At 65.0% G+C, this 24,634-nt stretch carries 18 protein-coding genes; 8 read left to right on the top strand and 10 right to left on the bottom strand.

Annotation, left to right across the window (positions count from 1 at the left end; genetic code table 11):
- Nucleotides 1–17: 17 nt before the first annotated feature.
- Entirely contained in the window at nucleotides 18–1,310 is a 1,293-nt protein-coding gene (locus QFZ70_RS02755; RefSeq protein ID WP_307093986.1) for an ABC transporter substrate-binding protein, read from the bottom strand.
- Between the two features lie 177 nt (nucleotides 1,311–1,487).
- On the opposite strand from QFZ70_RS02755, the gene QFZ70_RS02750 reads away from it, so the two are divergent.
- Nucleotides 1,488–3,503, top strand: coding sequence for a beta-galactosidase (locus tag QFZ70_RS02750; RefSeq protein WP_307093985.1), 2,016 nt, complete (start codon nucleotides 1,488–1,490; stop codon nucleotides 3,501–3,503).
- Nucleotides 3,504–3,634: 131 nt separating this feature from the next.
- A complete protein-coding gene (locus QFZ70_RS02745) occupies nucleotides 3,635–5,035 on the top strand; it encodes an HNH endonuclease (protein WP_307093984.1) in 1,401 nt (466 codons plus the stop codon).
- Between the two features lie 140 nt (nucleotides 5,036–5,175).
- On the opposite strand, the gene QFZ70_RS02740 is transcribed toward QFZ70_RS02745, so the two are convergent.
- The 3 genes from QFZ70_RS02740 to QFZ70_RS02730 all read right to left on the bottom strand — a co-directional run bounded on the left by QFZ70_RS02740 (nucleotide 5,176) and on the right by QFZ70_RS02730 (nucleotide 8,660).
- On the bottom strand, nucleotides 5,176–6,534 hold the full coding sequence (locus QFZ70_RS02740; RefSeq protein WP_307093983.1) for an ABC transporter substrate-binding protein: 1,359 nt from the start codon (nucleotides 6,532–6,534) through the stop codon (nucleotides 5,176–5,178).
- 247 nt (nucleotides 6,535–6,781) lie between these two features.
- Nucleotides 6,782–7,726, bottom strand: coding sequence for a carbohydrate ABC transporter permease (locus QFZ70_RS02735; protein WP_307093982.1), 945 nt, complete (start codon nucleotides 7,724–7,726; stop codon nucleotides 6,782–6,784).
- Nucleotides 7,716–8,660 (bottom strand): carbohydrate ABC transporter permease, encoded by a 945-nt coding sequence (locus QFZ70_RS02730; protein WP_307093981.1) that lies wholly within the window; start codon nucleotides 8,658–8,660, stop codon nucleotides 7,716–7,718. The genes QFZ70_RS02735 and QFZ70_RS02730 overlap by 11 nt, the downstream gene beginning before the upstream one ends.
- Before the next feature lie 484 nt (nucleotides 8,661–9,144).
- On the opposite strand from QFZ70_RS02730, the gene QFZ70_RS02725 reads away from it, so the two are divergent.
- Genes QFZ70_RS02725 through QFZ70_RS02710 form a run of 4 tightly spaced genes read left to right on the top strand, consistent with a single transcriptional unit; the run spans nucleotide 9,145 to nucleotide 14,774 of the window.
- The gene (locus QFZ70_RS02725) at nucleotides 9,145–10,311 is read left to right on the top strand and encodes an ABC transporter substrate-binding protein (protein ID WP_307097778.1); all 1,167 of its coding nucleotides are present in this window, start codon (nucleotides 9,145–9,147) and stop codon (nucleotides 10,309–10,311) included.
- Nucleotides 10,312–10,363: 52 nt separating this feature from the next.
- On the top strand, nucleotides 10,364–11,587 hold the full coding sequence (locus QFZ70_RS02720; RefSeq protein WP_307093980.1) for an acetylxylan esterase: 1,224 nt from the start codon (nucleotides 10,364–10,366) through the stop codon (nucleotides 11,585–11,587).
- Complete coding sequence (locus tag QFZ70_RS02715; protein WP_307093979.1) at nucleotides 11,587–13,659, top strand: DUF6807 family protein; 2,073 nt, start codon at nucleotides 11,587–11,589, stop codon at nucleotides 13,657–13,659. The genes QFZ70_RS02720 and QFZ70_RS02715 overlap by 1 nt, the downstream gene beginning before the upstream one ends.
- Complete coding sequence (locus QFZ70_RS02710; protein ID WP_307093978.1) at nucleotides 13,656–14,774, top strand: Xaa-Pro peptidase family protein; 1,119 nt, start codon at nucleotides 13,656–13,658, stop codon at nucleotides 14,772–14,774. Before QFZ70_RS02715 ends, QFZ70_RS02710 begins: the two co-directional genes overlap by 4 nt.
- A gap of 154 nt (nucleotides 14,775–14,928) precedes the next feature.
- On the opposite strand, the gene QFZ70_RS02705 is transcribed toward QFZ70_RS02710, so the two are convergent.
- From QFZ70_RS02705 to QFZ70_RS02685, 5 genes are read right to left on the bottom strand one after another with little or no spacing between them, the layout of a single operon-like run.
- Nucleotides 14,929–16,380, bottom strand: coding sequence for an aldehyde dehydrogenase (NADP(+)) (locus tag QFZ70_RS02705; protein WP_307093977.1), 1,452 nt, complete (start codon nucleotides 16,378–16,380; stop codon nucleotides 14,929–14,931).
- Between the two features lie 30 nt (nucleotides 16,381–16,410).
- A complete protein-coding gene (locus tag QFZ70_RS02700; RefSeq protein ID WP_307093976.1) occupies nucleotides 16,411–17,514 on the bottom strand; it encodes a mandelate racemase/muconate lactonizing enzyme family protein in 1,104 nt (367 codons plus the stop codon).
- Nucleotides 17,514–18,419, bottom strand: coding sequence for a 5-dehydro-4-deoxyglucarate dehydratase (locus QFZ70_RS02695; protein WP_307093975.1), 906 nt, complete (start codon nucleotides 18,417–18,419; stop codon nucleotides 17,514–17,516). Before QFZ70_RS02695 ends, QFZ70_RS02700 begins: the two co-directional genes overlap by 1 nt.
- Nucleotides 18,416–19,381: an NAD(P)-dependent oxidoreductase gene (locus QFZ70_RS02690; protein WP_307093974.1), complete on the bottom strand. Its 966-nt coding sequence runs from the start codon at nucleotides 19,379–19,381 to the stop codon at nucleotides 18,416–18,418. Before QFZ70_RS02690 ends, QFZ70_RS02695 begins: the two co-directional genes overlap by 4 nt.
- A gap of 24 nt (nucleotides 19,382–19,405) precedes the next feature.
- The gene (locus QFZ70_RS02685; protein ID WP_307093973.1) at nucleotides 19,406–20,851 is read right to left on the bottom strand and encodes a Gfo/Idh/MocA family oxidoreductase; all 1,446 of its coding nucleotides are present in this window, start codon (nucleotides 20,849–20,851) and stop codon (nucleotides 19,406–19,408) included.
- Between the two features lie 363 nt (nucleotides 20,852–21,214).
- On the opposite strand from QFZ70_RS02685, the gene QFZ70_RS02680 reads away from it, so the two are divergent.
- Nucleotides 21,215–22,249 (top strand): LacI family DNA-binding transcriptional regulator, encoded by a 1,035-nt coding sequence (locus QFZ70_RS02680; protein ID WP_307093972.1) that lies wholly within the window; start codon nucleotides 21,215–21,217, stop codon nucleotides 22,247–22,249.
- A gap of 169 nt (nucleotides 22,250–22,418) precedes the next feature.
- On the opposite strand, the gene QFZ70_RS02675 is transcribed toward QFZ70_RS02680, so the two are convergent.
- Nucleotides 22,419–23,129 (bottom strand): FadR/GntR family transcriptional regulator, encoded by a 711-nt coding sequence (locus tag QFZ70_RS02675; protein ID WP_307093971.1) that lies wholly within the window; start codon nucleotides 23,127–23,129, stop codon nucleotides 22,419–22,421.
- Nucleotides 23,130–23,235: 106 nt separating this feature from the next.
- Here QFZ70_RS02675 and QFZ70_RS02670 point away from each other — a divergent pair, with 106 nt between their 5' ends.
- Complete coding sequence (locus tag QFZ70_RS02670) at nucleotides 23,236–24,585, top strand: alpha-hydroxy acid oxidase (RefSeq protein WP_307093970.1); 1,350 nt, start codon at nucleotides 23,236–23,238, stop codon at nucleotides 24,583–24,585.
- The last annotated feature ends 49 nt before the right edge of the window (nucleotides 24,586–24,634 follow it).

The following is a 24,634-nucleotide window of genomic DNA, read 5'->3' as shown; positions in this document are numbered from 1 at the left end:
GGCAGACACTATGCTGCTCAGGCGTTCTGCTTGATGAGGTCTTCGGCTTCCTTGAACCATGCGTCGGCTGCGCCGTCGATGGTCAGCTTGCCGTAGTTCAGGTCCGAGCTGACGCGCTTGAAGGAAGCCTCGAGGGTGCCGAAACCGACAATGGGCGGCTCGGGGGCGTCCTTGAGGTACTGCTCGATGGACTTTTCGTAGTCCACCACGAGCTTGTCAGTACCTTCGAAGGTGGTGCCGTCACGCTGGGTCTTGGACGCCGGCACGCCGCGGGAGGTCTTGAAGATCTGGCCCACCTCGGGGTCGTTGACCATGAAGTCGATGAAGCGGGCAGCAGCATCCTTGAACTTGGTCTTGGCGCTGGCCACCATCAGCATGGACGGCTTCAGGAACAGGCCCAGGTTGTCCGGGCTGTCAGACGGAACGGGAACAAGCTTGAGTTCCTTGGCGCCGCTGTCCGCCAGGTATCCGGCCATGAAGTTGTCCCAGGTGACTTCGGTGGCGGTGACGTTGGAACCGAACGGGGACTTGGGTGCGAGCTGGGTGACACGCTCTTCGGTGATGATGGCGGGGGTGCCGCGAAGACCGGCGGTCTGGTTCCACCACTTCTTCATATCGTCCTTGGTGAAGCCGAGCTTGCCGTCCTCGGTGAAGGCCTCGATGTTGTTCTGGCGGAGCCAGATGTTGAACATCCACCAGACACCGGTGTAGTCGGTCGAGCCGAAGACCGCACCCTTGCTCTTGGTGCCCACCTCCGTCAGGAAGTCGTTGAATTCCTTGTAGGTCCACTTTCCTGTCGGCTCGGTGATGCCCAGGGACTTCAGCTTGGCCGGATCGTAGTAGACGGCGAACGCGTTGGTGCTGGTGGGGATGCCGTAGGTCTTGCCCCTGATCTGGCCCGAGGGCAAAAGGGACTTGTCAAAGGCGTCGGTGTTGATCTTCACCGTGCCCAGGTCCAGGAGCTGGTTGCGCTGGCCGTAATCGCGCAGGTACGAAAGGTCCCACTGCATCACGTCCGGCAGGCCGCCGCCGGCAGCCTCGGTGGCGCGCTTCTGCCAGTAGCCGGCGAAGTCAGTAAAGTTGCCGTTGACCTTGATGTCCGGGTTCTTCGCCTCGAACAGGGCAATTGCCTTGCGGGTACGCTCGGCGCGGTCGTCGTTGCCCCACCAGGTGTAGTTGATGGTGACAGGGTTTTCCGCAGAGCCAGTCTCGCCGGCGCTGGTGCCGCCGCCCGTTCCACAGGCCGCCAGGGCCGCGGCAGATGCGGTGCCTACGGCTACGGTGGTGAGGAAATTCCTTCTGTTGATCATGAGAGCCTCCTTGCTCGATGTGTGCAACCCCAGTCGCCCAACCTACAACGTGAGTAGTGAGCTGGCTTACACGGCTTCTGAAACGATACAATATCGGCATTCCCGGAAATGGGCAAGCGTTTTCCAAAGATCTGATTTTCAGGCCAGTTCCATCTTCCCAGCAGACAAAGGAGTCCCATGACTTTGCAGGAAACCTCCAGCCCGGCCAGCGTCTGGAACAACATCGAAGGCATCGCCTATGGGGGCGACTATAACCCCGAACAGTGGCCGGTCAGCGTCCGGCTGGAGGACCTGGAGCTGATGAAGGAAGCCGGCGTGAGCTTCCTCAGCGTGGGGATCTTCTCCTGGGCACTGCTGGAGCCGGAAGAGGGCAAGTACGATTTCGGCTGGCTGGACGAGGTGCTGGACAACCTCGCCGGAATCGGAGTCAAAGTAGCCCTGGCCACTGCCACCGCCGCTCCCCCGGTCTGGCTGGTACGCAGGCATCCGGAAATCCTCCCCGTCACGGCGGACGGAACCGTGCTGGGACCGGGCTCGCGGCGGCACTACTCGCCGTCGTCGGCCGTATACCGCCGCTACGCCACGGGCATCACGCGCGTCCTCGCCGAGCGCTACAAGGACCACCCCGCCCTGGCGCTCTGGCATGTGGACAATGAGCTCGGCTGCCACGTCTCCGAGTTCTACGGCGAAGAAGACGCCGCAGCATTCCGCACCTGGCTTGAGCAGCGTTATGGAAGCATCGGCGCGCTCAACGCGGCTTGGGGTACCGCTTTCTGGTCCCAGAACTACGGATCGTTCGAAGAGATCCTGCCGCCGGGTGTTGCGCCTTCCACCCTGAACCCGGGCCAGCAACTGGACTTCCAACGCTTCAACTCCTGGGCCCTGATGGACTACTACCGCGAACTCGCCGCCGTCCTCCGCGAGGTCACCCCGGGGGTCCCGTGCACCACCAACCTGATGGCATCCAGCGCCACGAAGTCCATGGACTACTTTGACTGGGCCAAGGACCTGGACGTCGTCGCCAACGACCACTATCTCGTGGCCGCCGATCCAGAACGGCAGATCGAGCTCGCGTTCAGCGCGGATCTCACCCGCGGCATCGCGGGAGGTGACCCGTGGATCCTGATGGAACATTCGACGTCGGCCGTCAACTGGCAGCCGCGAAACCAGCCCAAGATGCCCGGGGAAATGCTGCGTAACTCGCTGGCCCATGTGGCCCGCGGCGCGGACGCCGTGATGTTCTTCCAGTGGCGGCAAAGCTTTGCCGGCTCCGAGAAGTTCCACTCGGCCATGGTGCCGCACGGCGGGCGGGACACACGGGTGTGGCGGGAGGTAGTGGACCTTGGCGCTGCTCTGAAACGCCTCGCCCCCGTCCGCGGTTCCCGGGTGGAATCGCGCACTGCGATCGTGTTCGACTACGAGGCATGGTGGGCGAGCGAAATCGACTCCAAGCCGAGCCAGGACGTGAAGTACCTGGACCTGCTGCGGGCGTTCCACCGGTCCCTGTTCCTGCGGGGCGTGTCCGTGGATATGGTCCATCCGTCGGCCTCTTTAGAGGGCTATGACCTTGTGCTGGTGTGCACCCTGTACACGGTCACGGACGAGGCCGCCGCGAATATTGCCGCTGCCGCTTCTGCCGGCGCAACGGTCCTGGTGAGCTACTTCAGCGGGATCGTGGACGAGAAGGACCACGTCCGGCTGGGCGGCTACCCGGGCGCGTTCAGGGAACTGCTCGGCGTGCGCGTGGAGGAGTTCCATCCGCTGCTGGCGGGCGCTCAGCTGAAACTGAGCGATGGCGGCGTGTCTTCCATCTGGAGCGAGCACGTCCACCTTGCGGGCGCCGAGGCGGTCCAAACCTTTACGGAGTATCCGCTGGAGGGCGTGCCATCGCTGACCCGGCGGACCGTGGGCGACGGCGCCGCGTGGTACCTCGCTACGTTCCCTGACCGGGACGGGGTTGAGTCGATCGTGGACCGGTTGCTGGAGGAGTCGGGCGTTGCGCCCGCTACTGTGGCGGACCCGGGAGTTGAGCTGACGCGCCGGCGTTCCGACGACGGCCGCAGCTTCCTGTTCGCCATCAACCACTCACGTACTTCTGGCGCTGTTGAGGCTTCAGGCGTGGACCTGCTCTCCGGCCAGCCGTTCGAGGGGGTTGTGCCGGCCGGCAGCGTGGTGGTGGTTGCCGAGGACTGACGCGGAGTGCTGGGCGCCACTGCAGACACTTCAGGCTCCTGCGGTGGCGTCCTGCCGGCCCGCAAAACGGGGTTTTCCACATAAGGGTTTTGGCTGGGGAAATTGTCCCACCAGGCTGGAAGACTTTGTTCATGGAAGCGTTTGGGGCATCGGCAGGAGCAGCTGGGGCAGGGACCCGCTATGTACCCTCTGTCTCCGATGTCCGGACTGCCCTGCTTTCGGTCGCGGTCAGTACTGATGGCGCGGGAATGGTTGACCAGCTCCGAGAGCTGGAGGATTTGAAGTCGTTGGCTGCTGCCAGGCAGGCCGAGATCGCCGTGGCCTTCGATCATTCACTGCGGCAGGAGCGGGCCGCGGCCGGGGTTCCGGCCGACGAGCAGGGCACCGGAGTGGGGACGCAGGTCGCGCTGGCCCGGCGGGAATCGCCGGCAAGGGGCGGAAGGCTCTTGGGTCTGGCCAAAGCCCTGACGGAAATGCCCCGCACCTTTACTGCGTTCCGGTCTGGACAGTTAAACGAGTGGCGGACCACTCAGGTGGTGAAGGAAACGGCCTGCCTGTCGGTGGAGGACCGGTTCGCGGTGGACGAGGAACTCGCCGCCGACACCGGCACCTTCGACGGTGCCGGAGACCGCGCCATCACCGGCGCCGTCCGGGCTGCCGCCTACCGGAGGGACCCGCTGTCGGTCACGAAGCGGGCTTCGCATGCGGTCACAGAACGCACCGTCACCCTGCGCCCGGCACCAGACACGATGGCTTACGTGACTGCCCTGCTACCGGTCGCCCAGGGCGTCGCCGCCTACGCAGCGCTCACCCGGCAGGCCAACACTCTGAAGTCCTCCGGCGATGAGCGTTCCAAGGGCGCAATCATGGCCGATACCCTGGTCGAACGGGTCACCGGCACTCCGGGCGGCATCACCGGCATCGAGGTCCAGTTGGTGATGACAGACCGCACTCTGTTCCAGGGGGACAGTGAACCCGCCCGGCTGACCGGCTACGGCGTCGTCCCCGCGGGATGGGCCAGGCAAGCCACTCTGAGAGCAGCGGCTAGTCCGGAATCCGCAGGCACCCCGGAAAGGGCAGAGCTCAAAGTCTGGCTTCGCCGGCTTTATACAGCCCCCGGAACAGGCGAACTCGTGGCGATGGACTCGAAGGCCCGAATTTTTCCAACCGGACTCAAACGCTTCTTACAGGTCCGGGATGATACCTGCCGCACCCCGTTTTGCGACTCGCCAATCCGCCATCACGACCACGTCGTCTCCTGGCACAACAAGGGTGCAACGACTCATCAAAACGGCCAAGGCCTCTGCGAAGCGTGCAACCACACTAAAGAAACAACCGGCTGGGCGGCCCGCCCAGTTTCTGGAGCAAGGCATTCGGTGGAATTTACAACCCCCACCGGCCACACCTACCGCTCGATGGCGCCCCCACTGCCTGGCATGCCTCTGGAACCCGTGCGGACGAAACCAGGCGTCCTCGTACTCGGCCGCGTCGTGCCGCACCGGCCCCTGGTCCGGGCGGCCGCAGGACCTTAGCGGCAGGGCCTTAAACAGCTCCGTCCCGGGAGGAACCAAAGGTTCCCACCGGGACGGAGCTGCCACCCGCCGTCGGACGTTATGGGTGGAGGAGCCTTCCTCCCAAGTCGTCCAGAGTCGTGTTGTTGGCGGCCTGAAATCTAGCTGCTGATAGCGGACGCCATCTCGGCGTGTGCCTTCTTGCCTGCTTCCTCCGTGGAGAGTCGTTCGAAGAGAACCTCGGAGGTGTAGCGCTTGATGATTTCCTGGATTGCGCCGGCACCCTTCGGCGGCGGGGCGGGAGCCTCACCGAGCTCATCCTTGATCTGGTCGATGAACTTGACCACCTTGACGTCGGCAGGGGTCAGCTTGGATTCGATGGCTGTCCGGACGTCCGAGTTCGGATAAACGCCGCGATCGGCCAGGAGGGTTTCGCCGGCTTTGACGTTGTTGGTGAGGAAGTTGATGAACTTGGCGGTTTCCTCAGGGTGTTTGGTGCGTGAGGAGGCTGACCAGAACTGCGATGCCTTGTACCAAAGTCCGGCATCAGCGGAGGATCCGGTCTTGGTGGGGAACCGCAGGATCTTCAGGTCAGCGCCGGATGCCTTTTCCAAAGCAGGAGCCTGGTTGGACCACCAGAACGCCATGCCGTTCTTGCCGGTGGCGAGCCCGGACTGGTCAAGCGGGGCAGCTTCAGCTTCCACCACCTCGGATGCCGTGGGAACTGCCTTGTTCTGGCTGAGCTGCTTCAGGAATTCCCACCATTCGGAGATGTCGCTCGGCTCAAAGCCCAGCTTGCCCTCGGAGGTGTACAGGGACTTGCCGTTCTGGCGGAGCCAAACGCCAAGCGAAGCCTCATCCGTGCCATAGGCGGCGGCGCCGTAAGTACCCTTCGGGGACTTCTGCGTGATCTCGGAGGCGATCCGTTCGAAGTCGTCCCAGGTCCACTTGGAGTCATCGGGCAGCGGAACACCGGCAGCTTCAAATACCTTCGGGTTGGCCAGGATGGTGGCGGCGTTGATGCCTGCCGCAATGCCGGTCAGCCCGTCCTCGCTCTTGCCGGCGTTGAGTGCCGCTTCGTCGAGCTTGGAGGTGTCAATCTCGTACTTGGAGAGGTCAAGAAGGGCGCCGCGGCTGGAGTACTCGGTAATGTACTTCTCGTCCATCTGGATGATGTCCGGGGCATCGTTTGCTGCCACCTGGGTGGCGAGCTTGTCCCAGTAGCCGCTCCAGTCGCCGAACTCGGGCTTGATCTTGATGTTGGGGTTTTCAGCTTCGAACTGCTTGATGGCTTCCTGGGTCAGCTGGGCACGCTTGTCGCCGCCCCACCAGGAGAACCGCAGTTCAACGGGACCATCAGCGCTTTCCGAAGCGGCTCCCCCGCCACAGGCACTAAGGGCCATTACGACGGCGGCGGCCGCTGCTACGAGGCCGGTCTTACGCAGCGGACGGCGTGCGCCCGTGGAGGGTGTCTCTGCCGATAGCTTGGCAGCAGACGCAGGGCGGGAAAAAAGCGGCACTGGATACTCCGATCTTCTTTGATCATGGTGCTGGTTGATCAGGTGCGGGGATGTTGGGGAATAAAACCAAGAGCAGGAGGGGAAGCGGGAAACCGCTTTCTGAACCTAATGCTACAAGTGCTGAACTTGTATTACAAGAAGTTTTTGATGACTCTTTCGTAACGGCGGAGACGGCCCGCCAGCGGACGGGCCGTCTCACCAAAAGCCATTCCCCTGCAGCACAAACAGCGAGCGCGAGCGGCGGAGGCTACTTGATGCCGGTGGTCGCGATGCCCTTGATGAGGAACCTCTGACCAAAGAGGAAGACCAGGAATACCGGCAGGAGGGACACGATGGACATCGCGAACAGCGATCCCCAGCTCGTGGCGGACTGCGAATCGACGAAGGCCCGCAGCGCCACCGGGACGGTGAACATATCGGGATCCGTCAGGTAGATCAGGGCGCCGAAGAAGTCGTTCCAGGTCCAGATGAAGGTGAAGATGGTGGTGGTGGCCAAGGCCGGCACCATCAGGGGCAGGATGACCCGCAGGAAGATGCGCGGGTGCCCGGCGCCGTCGATACGGGCGGCCTCGTCGAGGTCCTTGGGTATGCCGCGAATGAACTGGACCATCAGGAAGACGAAGAACGCTTCCGTCGCCAGGAGCTTGGGCACGATCAGCGGCCAGAAGGTGTTCACCCAGCCAATCTGCGAGAACAGGATGTACTGCGGCACGATCACCACGTGGAACGGAAGCATGATGGTCAGCAACATGATGCCAAACAGCAGCTTCTTGGCGGTGAACTGCAGCCGTGCGAAGGCGTACGCGGCCATTGAGCAGGAAATCAGGTTGCCCAGGATCGATCCGATCACCACGATCGCGGAGTTGATCATGTAGTGGCCGAAGGGGTGGGTCAGGGCGGACCAGCCGGAGGTGTAGTTGCTCATTTCCAGGCTGTTCAGCCAGAGGCCGGGCTCGCGGAAGATCAGCTCGTTGGGCCGCAGCGAGGAAACCACCATCCACAGCAGCGGGTAGATCATCAGTGCGCCGGCCAGGATCAGGATTGCATGTTTCATCAGCGCTTTGCTGCGCTGCGCCTTGCTGAAGGCCAGGGTGCCCCGGGACTCCCTGACTTTGGGCTTGCGGTTCGTTGGCTTGCCCGCGTCGGCAGACTTCTTCTCCGGGGTGGGCAGCGTCTCAAGCTTAGTCGTCATAGAAAACCCAATACTTAGAAGCGATGAAGTTGATGGCGGTGAAGATGCCGATGATTACCAGCAGGAGCCAGGCCATGGCGGACGCGTACCCCATGTCGAACTGGCCGAACCCCTTTTGGTACAGGTACAGGGTGAAGAACATGGTGGAGTCCGAGGGCCCGCCGTTACCGCCGGAGACGATGAACGCCTGGGTGAACGACTGGAACGAACCGATGATTTGCAGTACCAGGTTGAAGAAGATGATGGGGCTCAGCATTGGCAGGGTGATACGCCAGAACTGCTGGAGGGTTGTGGCGCCGTCGACCTTCGCGGCCTCGTAATACATGGTGGGGATCTGGCGCAGGCCGGCCAGGAAGATGATCATGGGGGCCCCGAAGGTCCAGACGTGGAGCAGGATGATGGAGCCAAGAGCGGTGCTGGGGTCTGAGATCCAGCCCGGACCCTGGATGCCGAACATCGCCAGGACCTGGTTGACCAGGCCGGTTGTGCCGAAGATCTGCTTCCATAGGATGGCCACGGCGACCGATCCGCCCAGGAGGGACGGCAGGTAGAACACCGAGCGGTAAAACGGCAGACCGCGCAGGCCCTTATCCAGGACGAGGGCGATCAGCAGCGCCACAGCTAGCTGGAGCGGAACACCGACGAATACATAGGTGAAGGTCACGCCGAGCGAGTTGTGCAGCCGCGCGTCCGAGAGCATCCGGGTGAAGTTATCCAACCCGACCCACTCCGGGGGCTGGAGGAGGTTGTAGTCCGTGAAGGACAAGTAAAGGGACATGAGCATCGGACCGATGGTGATGGCAATGAGGCCCACCAGCCACGGCAGCAGGAAGATATAGGCCGCCTTGTTGTCGCGACTGTTCGCCTTCTTCTCTTCGGCGGTGGCCTTGCCCTTCCGCCGGGATATCGAGCTGAGTTCGCTGATGGCACTCACTGCGGCAACCCCGTTCCGTGAAGCAGGCCCGCTGCAGCCGGCTGTCCAGCCGGGCGCGGTGCCCTGGGTATGTGTTTAGCGGCCATGTGGTCTCCTTTGGTCATCGTGGCCTCCACGTGTTGGTATCGCCGGAGCGATGAGGGACGTGCGCGCTCCGGCCGTGCTTCCGTCAGAAGCGGACCAGGAGAGGCGATCATCCGATCTTCCACCTGTCGGTGGTTCGGATTCAAAAGCGGCTCCGTACCAAAGTAAACGGTTTCTTGACTCTTGTATAGCCCTTTGTTAGTTTTTGAGAAAGCGCTTTCTGTAACGAGCGTCACTTCAAGGTAGATCACTTACTGAGGGGCAGGACAATGAGGTTGAGTCTCAAAAAGTCATCAATGGCAGTCGCAGGGGCAACAGCTGCGCTGGCACTGGTTTTGACCGGCTGCGGAAACAGCAGCCCGGAAGCCGGCAAGGTGGGGACGGTTGAAGATCCGTCACCATCCGCTTCGCCTGGTGGGGCAACGATTCCCGTGCCAAGACCACCCTCGAAGTCATCAAGGACTTCGAAGCCGCGAACCCCACCATCAAGGTCCAGGGAGAAAACACCGAGTTCAGTTCCTACTGGGACAAGATGGCCACCCAGATCGCCGGCGGCACCACCCCCGACGTTTTCGCCATGAGCGGCGCCTACCCCAGCGAGTACGCGAGCCGGGGTGTGCTGCTGGACCTCGACAAGGTCAAGGACCAGATCGACACGTCAAAGTTTGCCGAGGGCACAGTGGATCTTGGAAAGATTGACGGTAAGCAGTACACCATCACCGCCGGCGTTAACTCCATGTCCATGGTGATCGATCCAAAGGTCTTCGAGGCCGCTGGAGTTGAGCTGCCCGATGACGAGACGTGGACCTGGGACGACTACGCGGACATCGCCGCCGAAATCACCAAGAAGTCCCCTGTCGGTACTTTCGGCACAACCCCCATGGCCAACGACTCATTCCTGGCCGCCTGGGCCCGCCAGCACGGCGAGGACCTCTACACCGACGACGGCAAAAAGCTCGGCATCAGCGAGGACACCGCCACCGAGTGGTTCGAGCTGAACAAGAAGCTCATGGAAACCGGCGGCGCACCCTCCGCCTCCCAAACCGTGGAAGACGGATCAGCCCAGCCCGAGATGACCCTCATGGGCCAAGGCAAGCAAGGAATGAAGATCTCCTGGAGCAACCAGATGAATTCCTACTCCGGTTCACCACTGGTCATGATGAAACTGCCTGGCGAGAACAAGCAACCCGGCACCTGGCTGCGGTCCTCCATGGAATACGCCATCTCGTCCAAGTCGGCGCACCCCAAGGAAGCAGCCATGTTCATCAACTACCTGGTGAACAACGTTGACGCCGCCACCAGGATCAAGAGCGACCGTGGCATGCCCGCCAACACCGAGCTCAAGGCGGCCATCACTCCCCTGCTGAAGGAGTCCCAGCAGAAGGAAGCTGAGTACCTGGACCGCATCGCTGAACTAAAGATCGAACCGCCACTGCCCTTCCCCGCCGGGTCATCCGCCACCATGGAGGTCCTCAACCGGCTCAACACGGACGTATTGTTCGGGAAGATCTCCCCGCGGGACGCCGCCAAGGGCTTCATCCAAGAGGTCAACTCGAACCTCGGCTAACCCCACGCACACAGCCAATTTCGCACTATCAAAGGGAAAAGGAGGCAGGCCAGTGAGCCGTGATATCGAACTGACCAATGACGCACGGCCGCCGCGGCCCAGCGCGATCGCCGGCTACGACGACTGGCCTCCCTACGTCCAGCAGCACCCCCGGTACAAGGGAGCAACCCCGGCGGCGCAGGAACTTGCGGACGCGCTTGGGGTACCGGGTGCGCAGCAGCGGCCAGAGGTAACGGTCCACTGGCAGGAGACGTACGACGGCGTCACCACCTCACAGCTCAGCTGGCAGCTGGGCTTCGGCCCCCGCACTACTGGCTGGCTGATCAGGCCGGCCGGCGTTCCCGGCGCCCTGCCCGGTGTCCTTGCCCTGCACTGCCACGGGGGCAACAAGTTCGGCGGCGCCGACCGGCTGGTGGAGCTCCCGGAATCCCACCCGTCGGCGGAAAACGCGCGGGCAGGCCACTACGACGGCCGTGCCCTCGCCACCGAGGTGGCCCGGCAGGGTTTTGCCGTCCTCGCGCACGACACCTTCGCCTGGGGCAGCCGCCGCTTCGACCTTTCGGTTCCGCCGTGGCGGACCGCGGCAGCGCTGGAGGCAAGGCAGGCGCAGTGGCGGGAGGACGGCGTCGTGCCTTCCGATGCTGTCGAATACAACGCCGCCGCCGCATTCCACGAGGAAACCGTGGCCAAGACCGCCGGCTTGTTGGGCACCAGCCTGGCCGGCATGGTGGCCCACGATGACCTGGCTGCCCTGGAAATCCTCGCCGGGCTGCCCGGCGTGGACCAGGACCGGCTGGGCTGCATCGGTTTTTCCGGTGGCGGCGGCCGCTCCCTGGCTCTTGCTGCCCTGAGCCCACGGATCCGCAGCTACGTGGTGACGTGCATGATGACCACTTTCCAGTCGCTGCTTCCCGCCCACCTGGACGCCCATTCCTGGCTGCTGCAGACTCCTGGGCTGTGGCGGCTCGGTGACTGGCCGGAGCTCACGGCAAGATCAGGGGCCCGCGGACTGCTGGTGCAATTCGCCCTGGCCGATGAACTCTTTCCCGAAATCGGCATGCGCGACGCCCACCGCACCTTGGAGTCGCTGCACCGCCCCGGAAGCTACACCGGAAGCTTCTGGCCGGGCGGCCACGTTTTCACGGCCGACATGCAGGAGGAAGCGCTCCACTTCCTGTCCGGCACGCTGCACGGCAAGCAGGCGGCCCCACCCAGCCCGGCAGCTGCCGGCACTCCCAACGTCCAAACCACCTTCAGCCCTCGAGGAACCTCCTGATGTTTCAGCAAGCCGCCACCGCGGAGAACAGCCCCCTCCCGGCTGGCCATCCGGCGCCAGCAACTGACCCGGCAGCAGTTCCGCGGATAGCCCTGGTAGGCGTCCACGGATTCGGCGAACGCCACCTTGCCAACCTGGCTCGGCTTGAGGCAGCCGGTGCGCTGGAACTGACGGCGGTGGCGGACCCCAACCCGCCGGCGGAGGGACGGCTGGCGGGGTCGGTTGCCGTCTTCGATGACCTGGCACAGTTGCTGGCAGCGGAGCCCGGCGTCGACGTCGTAATTCTTGCCACCCCCATCCAGACGCATGCTCCCCTTGCCCTTGCCGCGTTGGCAGCGGGCAAGGACGTTTATGTTGAGAAGCCGCCGGTGGCGTCCCTCGCCCAGTTCCAGGAGGTGCTGGCCGCGGCCGAGGCTTCAGGGCGGCTGGTCCAGGTGGGCTTTCAAAGCTTGGGGTCGCACGCGTTGCCGGCCATCAGGAACTTGGTGGAGTCCGGCGGCATCGGGGACGTCCTCGGCCTGAGCGCCAGAGGGCAGTGGGTGCGCAGCAAGGCCTACTTCAAGCGATCCCGGTGGGCAGGAAAGCGCAGCCTGGACGGCATCGACGTGTTGGACGGCGTTGCAACAAACGCCCTGGCCCACGCGGTTGCCACTGCCCTTCAGATGGCGGGGGCACACACGCTCGCGGACGTTAAGTCAGTGGAGACGGATCTGTACCGCGCCCATGAGACCCAGAGTGACGACACCTCCATCATCCGCGTCCGCACCACCGGGGGCACCACGTTGCTCTGCGGGCTGACGCTGTGCGCACCCGAACAACAGAATCCCTCCGTCACGGTGCACGGCACCCGCGGCGAGATCACACTCTTCTATACGGAGGACGAGGTGTTCATCAGCACAGCCGACGGCGAGCGCCGGCAGACGTTCGGCCGCACAGACCTGCTGGAAAATCTGTTGGACGCCCGCTCCACTGGTGCCCCGCTGCTTTGCTCACTTCCGGACACCGGCGCGTTCACCACAGTGCTGGAGGCCATCCGCACTGCACCGGCACCGCAGCTCATCAGCGCGGACTACATCACGTGGGAAGGTGAGGGCGACGACGCCCATCCAATAGTCCACGGCATCGGCCCCCTGATGGAACGCGCCGCCAAGGCCCAGGCCACCTTCGCCGAACTAGGGGTGCCCTGGGCACGGAAACTCCCGCCCGTCCGCACGTTGACCGTAGACGGCAAAGCCGTTGCCGATTACCAGGACGGCCGCCGGATCCGGGACGTTTCGTCGCCGCGGCCCTACCTGCACCCCGTCCGGACCCTCAACGGCGCCGTTGTGACGGACCACCAGCCACTGGACCACGTGTGGCACCTCGGCGCAGGCGTCGCGCTGCAGGACGTGGACGGCATCAACTTCTGGGGCGGCCGCACCTACACCCGTGAAGCCGGGCAGTACGTCTGGCGCTCGGACCACGGCAGCATCAGCAATACCGGAACGTCTGTTGAAGAAACGGACGCCCGGTCAGGCGGCCCGGCCGGCCGGCTGCAGGAAACCTTGAGCTGGAACCGGCCCGGCGGCTCTCCGATCCTGGTTGAGGACCGGACCTGGACGTGGTCCAGCGTCAGCTCGTCCGCCTGGCAGCTATCCCTGGACTTCGCCCTCTCCCCCGCCGGTGACCAGCCCGTCAGCCTGGGCAGCCCCGGCTCCAATGGCCGCCACGAAGGCGGGTACGGCGGATTCTTCTGGCGGCTGCCCGCCTGTGACGGTGCCGCAGTATGGACGCCGGCCGGCGCCGGCGAATCCGAGGTGCACGGCTCCCTAACACCCTGGCTCGCCTGGGCGGGCGAGTTTCCAGGCGGCAGCGCCACCCTCATTTTTGTGGCGGCGGAAGGCTCCACCGACCCCTGGTTCGTCCGGGTGGACGGCTATCCGGGAGTTGGACAGTCATTGGCCTGGGATACCCCGGTCATCTCTGAACCGGGTACTCCCGTGCAGCGCAGCATCACCGTTTTTGTGGCCGACGGCATCCTGGGCACAGCAGACATCGAAGCATTGATTAACCGGCAGGGGAACCGTTCATGAGCCAGACAACAGTAGACAACGTATTGCTTTCAGGTAGGGTGGCACCGGCCTCCCCGGAGGACCGCGCCATCAAGCGGCGCCGTGTCCTGGACATCCTCGATGCCAAGGACCAGGCTTCCCTGCTGCTCACCACCCACACGGCGCTGACCTGGTACCTGGACGGCAGCCGCGTGCATATCAGCCTGGCCGGCGATCCCATCGCGGCGGTCCTCGTGGACCACGATGGCGACCACCTGGTCACCTTCAACAATGAAGCCGGCCGCATCGCCGCCGAGGAACTGCCCTCCGGCGTCTCCCTCCATTCGGTGCCCTGGTACGGCAACCTCCACGAGGCGGCGGCCGCCGTCGGCACTGCCGGAAACGACGCCGCGCCGCTGGCCGAAGCAGCAGTAGTTGCTGAGTTGCGCGCGGCCCGCCAGCAGCTGCTCCCTGCTGAGAGCGCCCGCTACGCCCGCCTCAGCGCCGACGTCGCGGCCATCATGACGGACGTTCTCTCCACGGCCCGGCCGGAAACCACCGAATTCGAACTGGTATCCGCCCTCGCCGCCCGGGTTGTCGCCGCCGGCGCAGAGCCGCTGGTCCTGCTGTGCAACGGCAGCAGCCGGAGCGACTTCCGGCATCCACTGGCCACCCACTCGCCCCTTGGCCGCCGCGCCATGGCCGTGGTGTGCGCCCGCAGGGACGGCTTGGTTGCCAACATCACCCGCTGGGTGAGGTTCGACGCCGGCACTCCCGAAGAGCGCGACGCCGAGGCCCGGATCGCAGCAGTAGAGGCCGACATCTTCGACGCTACGGTCCCCGGCGCCCGGCTGAACCGGATCTTCAATGAGATCCAGGCTGCCTACACCCGGCATGGTTTCGGTGCCGAACAGTGGGAACAGCACCATCAGGGCGGGCCCGCCGGCTACGCAGGCCGCGACCCCCGCGTCACCGCAGCCGCAACTGACGCGGTGGTGGTGAACCAGGCCTTCACGTGGAACCCGTCGGGGCCCGGTGTCAAAATCGAGGACACTGTCCAGCTCACGGAATCGGGCCTGCAGGTCCTCACCGTGGATCCCCGGTGGCCCTCGACTACGGTCAACGGACTCGCGCGGCCTGCCACCCTCCAGCTGTAGGCAGGTACGACGCTCGCTCACATCCTGCCGCCAAACACAAAACGCTCTCTCAGCTATGGCCGTAAGCCCGGCCTTAACGGAGAGAGCGTTTCGCTTGAGACGACATCGTCTGAGAGAGCGTTTCGCTTGAGACGACATCATCTGAGCGGGCGTTCTACGGAAGTTGCAGTTCCCCATCGACGCGGCGCGGAATGCCCAGCGGGTTGCTCTCGCGCAGTGCCGGGTGCAGGACCGCCTCGGGGGCATCCTGGTAGGCGACCGGACGCTGGAACCGGCGCACCGCCGTCGCGCCCACAGAGGTGAACAGCGAGGTGGTGGCCGGGTAGGGGCCGCCGTGCTGCTGTGCCCAGTTGACGGCCACGCCCGTGGGCCAACCGTCGAAGAGTACACGCCCGGCGAGGTTGGACAGCTGATCGACGAGCGCGCTGACGTCCTCGCCCGGCTGGGCGTGCACCGTGGCCGTGAGGCTGCCGGGCACCTTGGCCAGGACCTCGGCGAGCTCCTCCTGGTCCGTGTATTCGATCAGCATGGTGGTGGGACCGAAGCACTCCTCCAGCAGTTCCTCGGGACGCTCCAGGACCTTCGCGGCGGAGGTGGAGAAGACCACAGGGGCGGCTCCGTCGGATACTGCATCCTGGTCCACGCTGCCGCTGACCACGTCCACGCCCTCGACGGAAGCGAAGCTGCGCAGGCCGTCCGGGTACGCCTCGGCGATCCGGCTGGTCAGCATGCCGAGGGCAGGCTTGTCCTTGCTGGCTGCTGCCACTTTCGCCGCGAAGTCGGTCCCGGCCGGAGTGAAGACCAGGCCGGGCTTGGTGCAGAACTGTCCGGCGCCAAGGGTGAAGGATCCTGCCAGGCCCTCCGCCAGTTGCCCTGAGCGCTCCGCCAGTGCTGCCTCGGTGACAACCACCGGGTTCAGGCTGCCAAGCTCACCGTAAAACGGGATGGGCTCGGGGCGCGACGTGGCCAGGTCAAAGAGGGCACGGCCACCGGGGATGGAACCGGTGAAGCCCACTGCCTTGATGGCGGGATCCTGCACCAGTGCGGTTCCCACCTCACGGCCGCTGACCAGGGCGAAGAGCCCCTCCGGCGCTCCAGCGCCACGCAATGCCTCCGCCACAATCCCGGCGGTCCGTTCAGAGAGCCGCAGGTGGCCCGAGTGGGCCTTGACGATCACTGAGCACCCTACGGCCAGGGCAGAGGCGGTGTCTCCGCCAGCCACCGAGAAGGCGAACGGGAAGTTGGACGCGGAGAAAACCGCCACAGGACCAATGGGCCGCAGGATGCGGCGGAGGTCCGGCTTGGGCGGTGTGGAACTTGGGTTCGCGTGGTCGATCACGGCTTCGAGGTAGGACCCCTCCGTGATGACGCGCGCGAACAGGCGCAGCTGGCCGGTTGTCCGGGCCACTTCGCCGGTGAGGCGGGGTGCCCCCAGACTGGTTTCGGAATCGGCAAGCTCCACCAATTCTGCGGCGTTGGCATCCAGCGCATCAGCCACAGCGGTCAGCCAGGCGGCGCGTTCAGCGTCGGTGGCCGCTGCGGAAATTTTGGCTGCTTCCGTGGCGGCGGCCGTGAGCTCGGACAGGGAAAGGGTTGCAGTTGTCACGTGGAGTACCTGTTCTGTGGATGTACGTTCTTACGGTGCGTCGTGAAACCGGAAGCCGAGCCCTGGCTGGTCCGTGAGTGTCACCCGGCTGTCGCTGAACCGGACCGGTGACGGGCCGGCCAGGATCCCCAGCTGCTCGAAGGATGCCTCCTCCACGTCCTCCACCAATGTGGGCTCGGCGAGCGTTAGGGCCAGCTGGCCGGACAGCTCCGGGAGCAGGTGCGGCATTACCTTGATGCTGTTGGTCCGGGCGAGTTCAACAATCCTCCGGAACGGTGTGATGCCACCCACCCGGATGATGTTCGGCTGGATGATGTCCACTGCTTCCGCTTCTATGAAATCCCGGAAGCGGTAGATGGTGTGCAGGTTTTCACCGAGGGCGATCGGCACGGGCGAGTGCTTGCGGAGCCTGCGGTAGGCCCAGAGGTCGTCCGCGCGGATGGGTTCCTCGAGCCACTCCAGGCCGAACCCGGACAGGACGTCCAGGGCTTTGAGCGTGGTGGGCAGGTCCCAGCGCTGGTTCGCGTCGATCATCAGCTTCCGGTCCGGCCCCAGGACGGAGCGGACCGCGGCCACGCGTTCGGCGTCTTCGCGGATGTCCGGTTTGCCCACCTTGATCTTCACCGCCGGGTGCCCGGCGGCAACCCACCGCTCGGTTTGGGCCACCAGTTCTTCCAGGGTGTAGTGCAGATTAACCCCGGAGCCGTACACCTCCGCGGATTCCTGGCGGTGCCCCAGGAATCCGGTGACGGAGGTATTGGCGCGGGAAGCCTGCAGGTCCCACAGCGCCAAATCCACCCCGGCCATCGCGATGGTGGTCAGTCCCCCGCCGCCGGCCTCGTGCAGCCGTTTCCACAGTGCGTCCCAGACCGTCTCCGGGTTGGCGGGCAACCCGGAAACGAACGGCGCGATGTCATAGTCCAGCAGTGCTTTGACGGCCTGCGGCCCGATGGTGGGCGTCCAGGAGAAACCATGCCCCGCGCCGCCGTCGTCCGTTCTGATTTCCGTGACGATCACATGGTTTTCCGGCGCCTCAGCACCCCAGCTGCGCCGCAGCGGAACCGTGATGAGCCGGGTGGAAAGGCCCGTGATGCGCGGGATGGTGCGGACAGCAACAGCTGCGGGGGCACTCATCAACGGCCAGCCAGCTCGTAGCCCCTGGCGAGGATGGCCTTCAGCTGCACCAGCTGCTCCTCGGTCGGATCCACCAGCGGCGGGCGCACGGGGCCCACCGGCAGGCCGCCCAGGCGCAGGCCCGCCTTGATCAGCGAAACGCCGAAACCGGGGGTCTGGTCACGGAGGCGGACCAGCGGTGCGTAGAAACCTTCGAGCAGGGCGTTGCGGCGGTCCTCGTCGCCGGCCACGTACGCGTCGTAGTAGGCCTTGGCAATCTCCGGGGCCATCGCGAAGGCGGCCGAGGAGTAGAGCGGGATGCCGAGGCCGCGGTAGGCGCCCTGGGTCAGTTCGGCGGTCAGCAGGCCGTTGAAGAAGGCGAAGTCCTCGCGTCCGGTGGCACGCACGGCAGACACGATTTCCTGGGCCAGCCCAACATCGCCTAGTCCGTCCTTGAAGCCGATGACCTTGGGGTTGGCGGCCAGGCGTGCCATCGAGGCTGCGGTGAACTTGGCGTTGCCGCGGTGGTAGACGATCACCGGCAGGCTGCTGGCACCGGCGACGGCCTCGATGTAGGCCACGAGGCCGTCGGTGGGGCCGGTCACCAGGTACGGCGGCAGCACCAGAAGCGCATCGGCGCCGGCCTCTTCGGCTGCCCGGGCCGCTGCCATGGCGTGGCCCAGCGGTCCGCCGGCTCCGGCTACTACGGGTACTTTTCCGGCAACAACCTCGACGGCGGCCGTCACTACCGTGCTGACCTCCTCAATGCTGAGGGCGTGGAATTCGCCCGTGCCGCAGGCGGGAAAAACGCCGCCGGGCCCGAACGGAAGCCGGGAGCTGATGTGCTCCTTGAGCAGTTCCACGTCAACGGCACCTTCGGCCGTGAAGGGGGTGACGGGAAAGAACAGTACGCCGTCGAATTTCATGGTGTCTCCTTGGCTCCGCTGCCGGCACTGATCAGCGCGGAGTTCTCGTCGTTGAGGGTGGGGTGGGACTTGAGTTCGGTGCGCCAGCTGCGCGTGGGGTGCCAACCCAGGAGTTCCTGTGCCTTGGCAATGGAGAACGCCGGGCTGGTGCCAGTGAGTCCTGCGCTGATGGCCTCGCTGCCGGGCAGGAATTGCGGCATCAGTTCCGCCAGGGGCGCGGTGGCAAGGGCGTCCGCGGCTCCGACGAAAAAGGTTTCCCCGTTAGGGATGGACGGCATCTTGTCCAGCAGCAGGTCCAGGAAGTCCGCTACGTCCCGGGCATCCACGTAGTTGAACAGCGCGGGTGCGGACAGGGCGGGATCTGCCAGCCGTTCAGCAAGGGTGTGGCCCTGCTGCGTTGGCGCCCCTTCCCATTCCTCCGGCGAGATCACGAAGCAGGGGCGGAACGCCGCATAGCGGATCTTTTCGCTCTGGGCGGCAGCGAATGTTTGCACGGTCTGCTCCGCAATGAGCTTGGACAGAGCGTACGCGTTCCACGGCTTTGGCGGGGTCCGCTCATCCAGCGGGAATGACGGCGGAAGCCAGCCCGCGGGTGAACCGTAGCCCAGCACGGTGGGGCTGCTGGCGGTCACGATTTTCTGCACGCCGACTTCGGTCGCCGCACTGACCACGGCAAAGGCGAGCCGCGTGTTGGTGGCGAAAATGACGTCCTCGGGAGCACTGAACGGTACCGCTATCGCCGCGAGGTGGATAACGGCGTCGGGCGTGGTTTGCCGGAGGAGGCGGAGCGCCTCGCCCGGGGCCAGGAGGTCGGCAGTTTCCTGCACGACGCCGGCCGGCAGCTGGTCCGCCGGGACGGCGTCGCGGTCCACCGAGATGACGTGGTGGCCCTTTCCGGCGAGTCCGGCCACAACGCTGCGGCCCAGGCGGCCGGAGCCGCCTGTGACAAAGATTTTGCTCATGGTGTTTTCCTTTTGGGCCGTGCGTCAGTTGCCGCGTCGGAGGTCGACGCCGAGGTCCAGGTCTTCGATGCGCACGGGTAGGGAGGACTCAAGGGAGCGGTTGCCGGCGATGCCCACCGAGACGGAACGCAGCCCGTCAAGGTAGCCGGAGGGGCGTCCCAGCGGATCCTCGCCCGGGCCGTTGAAGAGATCGGACAGGAGGAGCTCGTCGCCGCCGCCGTGGCCGCCTTCGCCGTTGACGATCGGCACTTCGTAGGCGGCTTCCCAGTGGCGCTGGACCACGAGGCGTTCGCCGTTGCGGCGGATGGCGTCATCCTCTTCGATGGGGGTTGCGCTCGGATCCACCACGGTCTTCTTGTCCGTGCTGGATTCGACGGCGGCGCGTTCCACAACCTCCAGCTCGGCGCGGCCTTCGGTTCCGTTGACCGCCACGCGGTAGCCCTCCCAGGGGCTGTGGGCGTTCAGGGAGTAGCTCAGGCGCGGTCCGCCCTGGTACTCCACTACCAGCGCGAGGTTGTCCTCGATGGTGATGCCTTCGGTGAAAACGTCCTGGTCGCGGCGGTAGCCGTCGTAGTGCTCGTTGTCCAGGAACAGCGCCTTAAGGCGCTCATCTTCCCGCAGGTCCAGGGTGAACGGGTCCTTTTCGGCGGTGGCCGGTGCACCGGCGTCCGGCGTACCGCGTTCGGGGCGGGGGCCAAGGCCGCGCTCTGCAGCGTTCTTGTCGCCGTAGAACTTCAGGCCGCCCGAGGCGAACACGCGCTCGGGGACGTCGTCGATCCACCAGTTGACGAGGTCGAAGTGGTGGGAGGCCTTGTGGATCAGCAGGCCGCCGGAGTTTTTCTTCTCGCGGTGCCAGCGGCGGAAGTAGTCCGCGCCGTGAACAGTGTCCAGGACCCAGCTGAAGTCGATGGAGGTGACCTTGCCGATCACGCCGCTCTGGATGATTTCCTTGAGGGCGCTGTTGCGCGGCGAGTAGCGGTAGTTGAAGGTGACCACTACGTTGCGGCCGGTTTCATGGACGGCCTGCGAGATGCGGCGGCAGCCCTCGGCGTCGATGGTGAGGGGCTTTTCGACGACGACGTCGGCACCTGCGCGCAGTGCCTCAACGATGTAGTCGGCGTGGGTGTAGTCCGGCGTAGTCACCACAACGCGGTCGATGGTGTTGTCCTGGATGAAGGCGGTGAGGTCGGCAGGATCAAAGGACGCGACGGGTCCTGGTGCGCCGAGTTCCTGGATAAGCTTCTGGTAGAACTCCACGCGGCCCGGGTTGACGTCCGAGAACGCCACCAGTTCGGCGGTGTCTGCGTGCTTGCCCAAGATGGCGCGGATGTACATCTCGGAGCGGCCGCCGGTGCCGATCAAGGCGATGCGCGCTTTACCGCCGCGTCCTGCGGCACGGACAGCGGTGGCGGTGTCTGCGGCAGTTCCAGCCGCCCCTGCAGCAGTACGTGACTCGGCTGTGTTGACCATGAGGGTCCCTTTCGAAAGCTGTTACCCGGCCGCGCCGGCGGCCTCTGACGTTCGACATTCGGTGCACGGGTGCACCTGCCTAAGAAAGCGTTTTCTCAGGTGGCTATTAGATTTGTACCAACCTGGACGGGCATCCGTCAACCATTATCAGCGTTGAGAGAAAGCGTTTTCTACTCTTTAACCGGGGGAAGTGTGCTGCTTGAGGCAGAAAGTTCCGGGAAAACTTGGGAAAACAATAGAAATCGCTTTCCCGCGCCGGTATATGCTTTGTCTCAGTACCCGTCGGGCAAAGGCGGCAAGAACCTGCCAGCGGGCAGCACAAAGCGCAGGGCAAGGCCCCGCCGCGCTACGGAAGGGACCACCATGGCCAGGAGATCGGCAACCGGCAGGATTGGGATCGCAGATGTTGCGGTCAAGGCTGGGGTGTCCCACGCGACAGTATCCCGGGTGATGAACGGCAACTTCACTGTGGACCCGGACATCGCGTCCCGTGTCCGGGCCGCAGCGGCGGAGTTGAAGTACCAGCCCAATCCGGTGGGCCGCAGCCTTGCCCTGGGCAAAACCGACACAATCGGTATTGTGGTGCCGGACCTTGCAAACCCCACGTTCCAGGCAATTCTTCGCGGCCTGAGCCGGGCCGCCGCCCAGGATGGTTACCGCGTTCTGATCGCAGACTCGTTCGAGGTATCCAGCGAAGAAACCATCCTCGCCGGCGAAGCCCGGCGCCGGTGCGACGGCCTGGTCCTCTGCGCCCCGCGCATGAGCGACGCTGAATTGGAAGAGATTGCGCCGTCGCTCCACCCCCTGGTGCTCATAAACCGCACCACTGCGGCCCCGAATGTACCCAGCCTGGTGGTGGACTACGGGCAGGGCGTGCAGGACCTCGCAGAGCACTTGGTGGACCTGGGCCACACCCGCCTGGCATTTTTGGCCGGCCCGCCGCGAAGCGCCTCGAACGGCATGCGGCTTCAGGGCCTGGAGGCCTTTAGGGCTGCCCATCCGCAGGTGGATGTCCGGATGCTTGAGGGCGGTTCGGACTTCGACACCGGGCATGAAGCCGTGGATGCCGTGCTGGAAAGCGGCGCCACCGGGATCCTTGCCTTCAATGACCTGGTGGCAATGGGGCTGATGAGCGGGCTGCACGAACGCGGCGTCGACGTTCCGGGCGACATTTCGGTGACCGGATTCGATGACATCCCCTTTGCCAGGTACACCACCCCTGCCCTCACCACAGCAGCCGTCCCCATCACGGAACTGGGCGAGCAGGCCTGGCAACAGCTTCGCGCATTGATCCGCAAGGAAGAGAATGACGCGCCCGGCAGCCGGTACCAGCCGCGGCTCCAGGAGCGGGCCAGCAGTGGCCCGGCCAAGGCCCCCCGTTCAACGGTGCACGGCTGACCCAGCCCCCGAACCGTCGGCTAACGCTGCGCCGGCGGCTTCAGGAGCACGTCGATGAACTGGGACAGTCCATCAGCTACGTCGTCCGCGCTCCCACGGCGGTCTCTTTCTGCGAGCACCGCCGTCAGCAGCTCCTGCTTACCTAAAACGCTCCGCCAGGAATACCGCGCTAAGGCCGGGCTGGCTCCGGACCTCCGGAAGCCAGCCCGGCCTCTTTGTAGTACCCCTCGATGTGCGCGGCCACAAGCTTTGCCGCCCGTTCGCCGTCGTCACTTTGCACTGCCGCAAGGATGCCATGGTGCTCGGAACGGAGCCGCGCCGCGGTGGCGTGCCAGTCCGGCAGGTTGCCGGTAAGCAGGGACGCGTAGCCCGTAATGGATTCGCGCAGGGATCCCATCATGGCGCTGACCACCGCATTGCCCGCGGCATCGGCGAGGGCCAGGTGGAAACGGACGTCCAGGGCGAGGAACTCCTCCACCGCTATCTCTTCCGCCTCCATCTCGTCCAGGAGATTTGCAGCGCTGGCGAGTTCCGGCGAGTCAGGCCTGGCATGGGACACCGCCCACGATTCCAGGAGCACGCGCGTCTCCACGATGTCCGCCACGGGAAGGTGCTGCGTGGCGACGTGCAGCCGCAGCGCAGATCCCAGGGCCGCCGTCGGATCCGATATAACCACCGTCCCCGCCTCAGGGCCGGACCCTACGCCGGCCCGGACCACGCCCATGGCCTCCAGTATCCGGATAGCCTCCCGAACGGAGGTCCGTGATACCTGCAGTTGCTCGGCCAGCGAACGCTCGGCTGGAAGTCGTCCGCCTACGGCCAGCCGTCCCTCGGAGAGCTCGTTCTCAATCCAGGTCAAAACAAGCTGGTGGGTCTTCATGTGGCAATAGTAGTTGATGTGGTCGGACCACATGGCCTACAGTGTGGTTAGACCACAGCAGGGTCCGAGCATTGCTGGACCTGCCACCGGCCCGACGGAGGACCTCATGACCCACACCATCCAGCCCAACAACCCCGAGGCCACCTCGGCGCCGGAGGCCATGGCCATTCCTGCGACGTCCGCACCTTCGGCAGCCACCAGCCACGGCGCTGCGGCTTCCGCCGTGCCGGCCGCCTTGAAGCGCCGTATCCCCAAGTACTCGGACCTCGCTCCCCTGATGCAGTTCAAGAAGCCGGAGTTCAGCAAGGAAGCCCGGCTCAAGCGCGCCAGCACCGTGTGGGAACTGCGCGACATCGCCAAGCGCCGCACCCCGCAGGCACCCTTTGATTACACGGACGGCGCTGCCGAAGAGGAGATCACGCTCCGCCGGGCCCGCCAGGCCTTCCTGGACATCGAGTTCCGTCCGGGCATTCTGCGTAACGTCTCCGCCATCGACCTGAGCACCGAGATCCTGGGCGAGCCTTCCCGCCTCCCGGTGGGCATCGCCCCCACCGGCTTCACCCGGATGATGCAGTCCGAAGGCGAGTATGCCGGGTCCCAGGCCGCCGAAGCTGCCGGGATCCCCTATACCCTCTCCACCATGGGCACCGCCTCGATCGAGGACGTTGCCGCCGCCGCCCCGAACGGCCGCAACTGGTTCCAGCTGTACCTGTGGACGGACCGCGACCGGTCCCTTGAGCTCATCGAGCGTGCGGCCAAAGCCGGCAATGACACCCTGATGGTCACCGTGGACACGGCTGTGGCCGGCGCGCGCCTCCGCGATGTCCGCAACGGCATGACCATCCCGCCGGCGCTGACCATCAAGACCGTCCTGGATGCGTCCTACCGCCCGGCCTGGTGGTTTAACTTTCTCACCCACGAGCCGCTCACGTTCGCCTCGCTGTCCCGCTACACGGGCACCGTGGCCGACCTGATCAACTCCATGTTCGACCCCACCCTCACCTTCGAGGACCTGGACTGGCTGCGCGAAACCTGGAAGGGCAAGCTGGTGGTCAAGGGAATCCAGACCGTCGAAGACGCCCGCCGGGTGGTGGATCATGGCGCAGACGGTGTGATCCTCTCCAACCACGGCGGCCGCCAGCTGGACCGGGCACCCATCCCGTTCCACCTGCTCCCCGAGGTCAAGCAGGCGTTCACCGCGGACAACACCGACGCCGCGATCATGCTGGACACCGGCATCATGAGCGGCGCGGACATCGTGGCAGCCCTTGCCCTCGGCGCGGACTTCACCCTGATCGGCCGCGCTTACCTTTACGGTCTGATGGCCGGCGGCCGCGCGGGCGTTGACCGCACCATCCAGATCCTCGAAAAGGACATGGCCCGCACCATGGCCCTGCTGGGTGTCAGCAAGATCTCCGAGCTGACCCCGGACCACGTGCGGCTGCTGGACAAGTAGGGCGCACCCCAACCTGACTCGCAGTCAACGCACCCAAAAAGCCATTTAG

Origin of the sequence: Arthrobacter sp. V1I9, from assembly GCF_030817075.1 — a bacterium.
Classification (GTDB): Bacteria; Actinomycetota; Actinomycetes; order Actinomycetales; family Micrococcaceae; genus Arthrobacter.
Note: the sequence above shows the minus strand (reverse complement) of the source record. Positions and strands in the feature narration are given on the sequence as shown.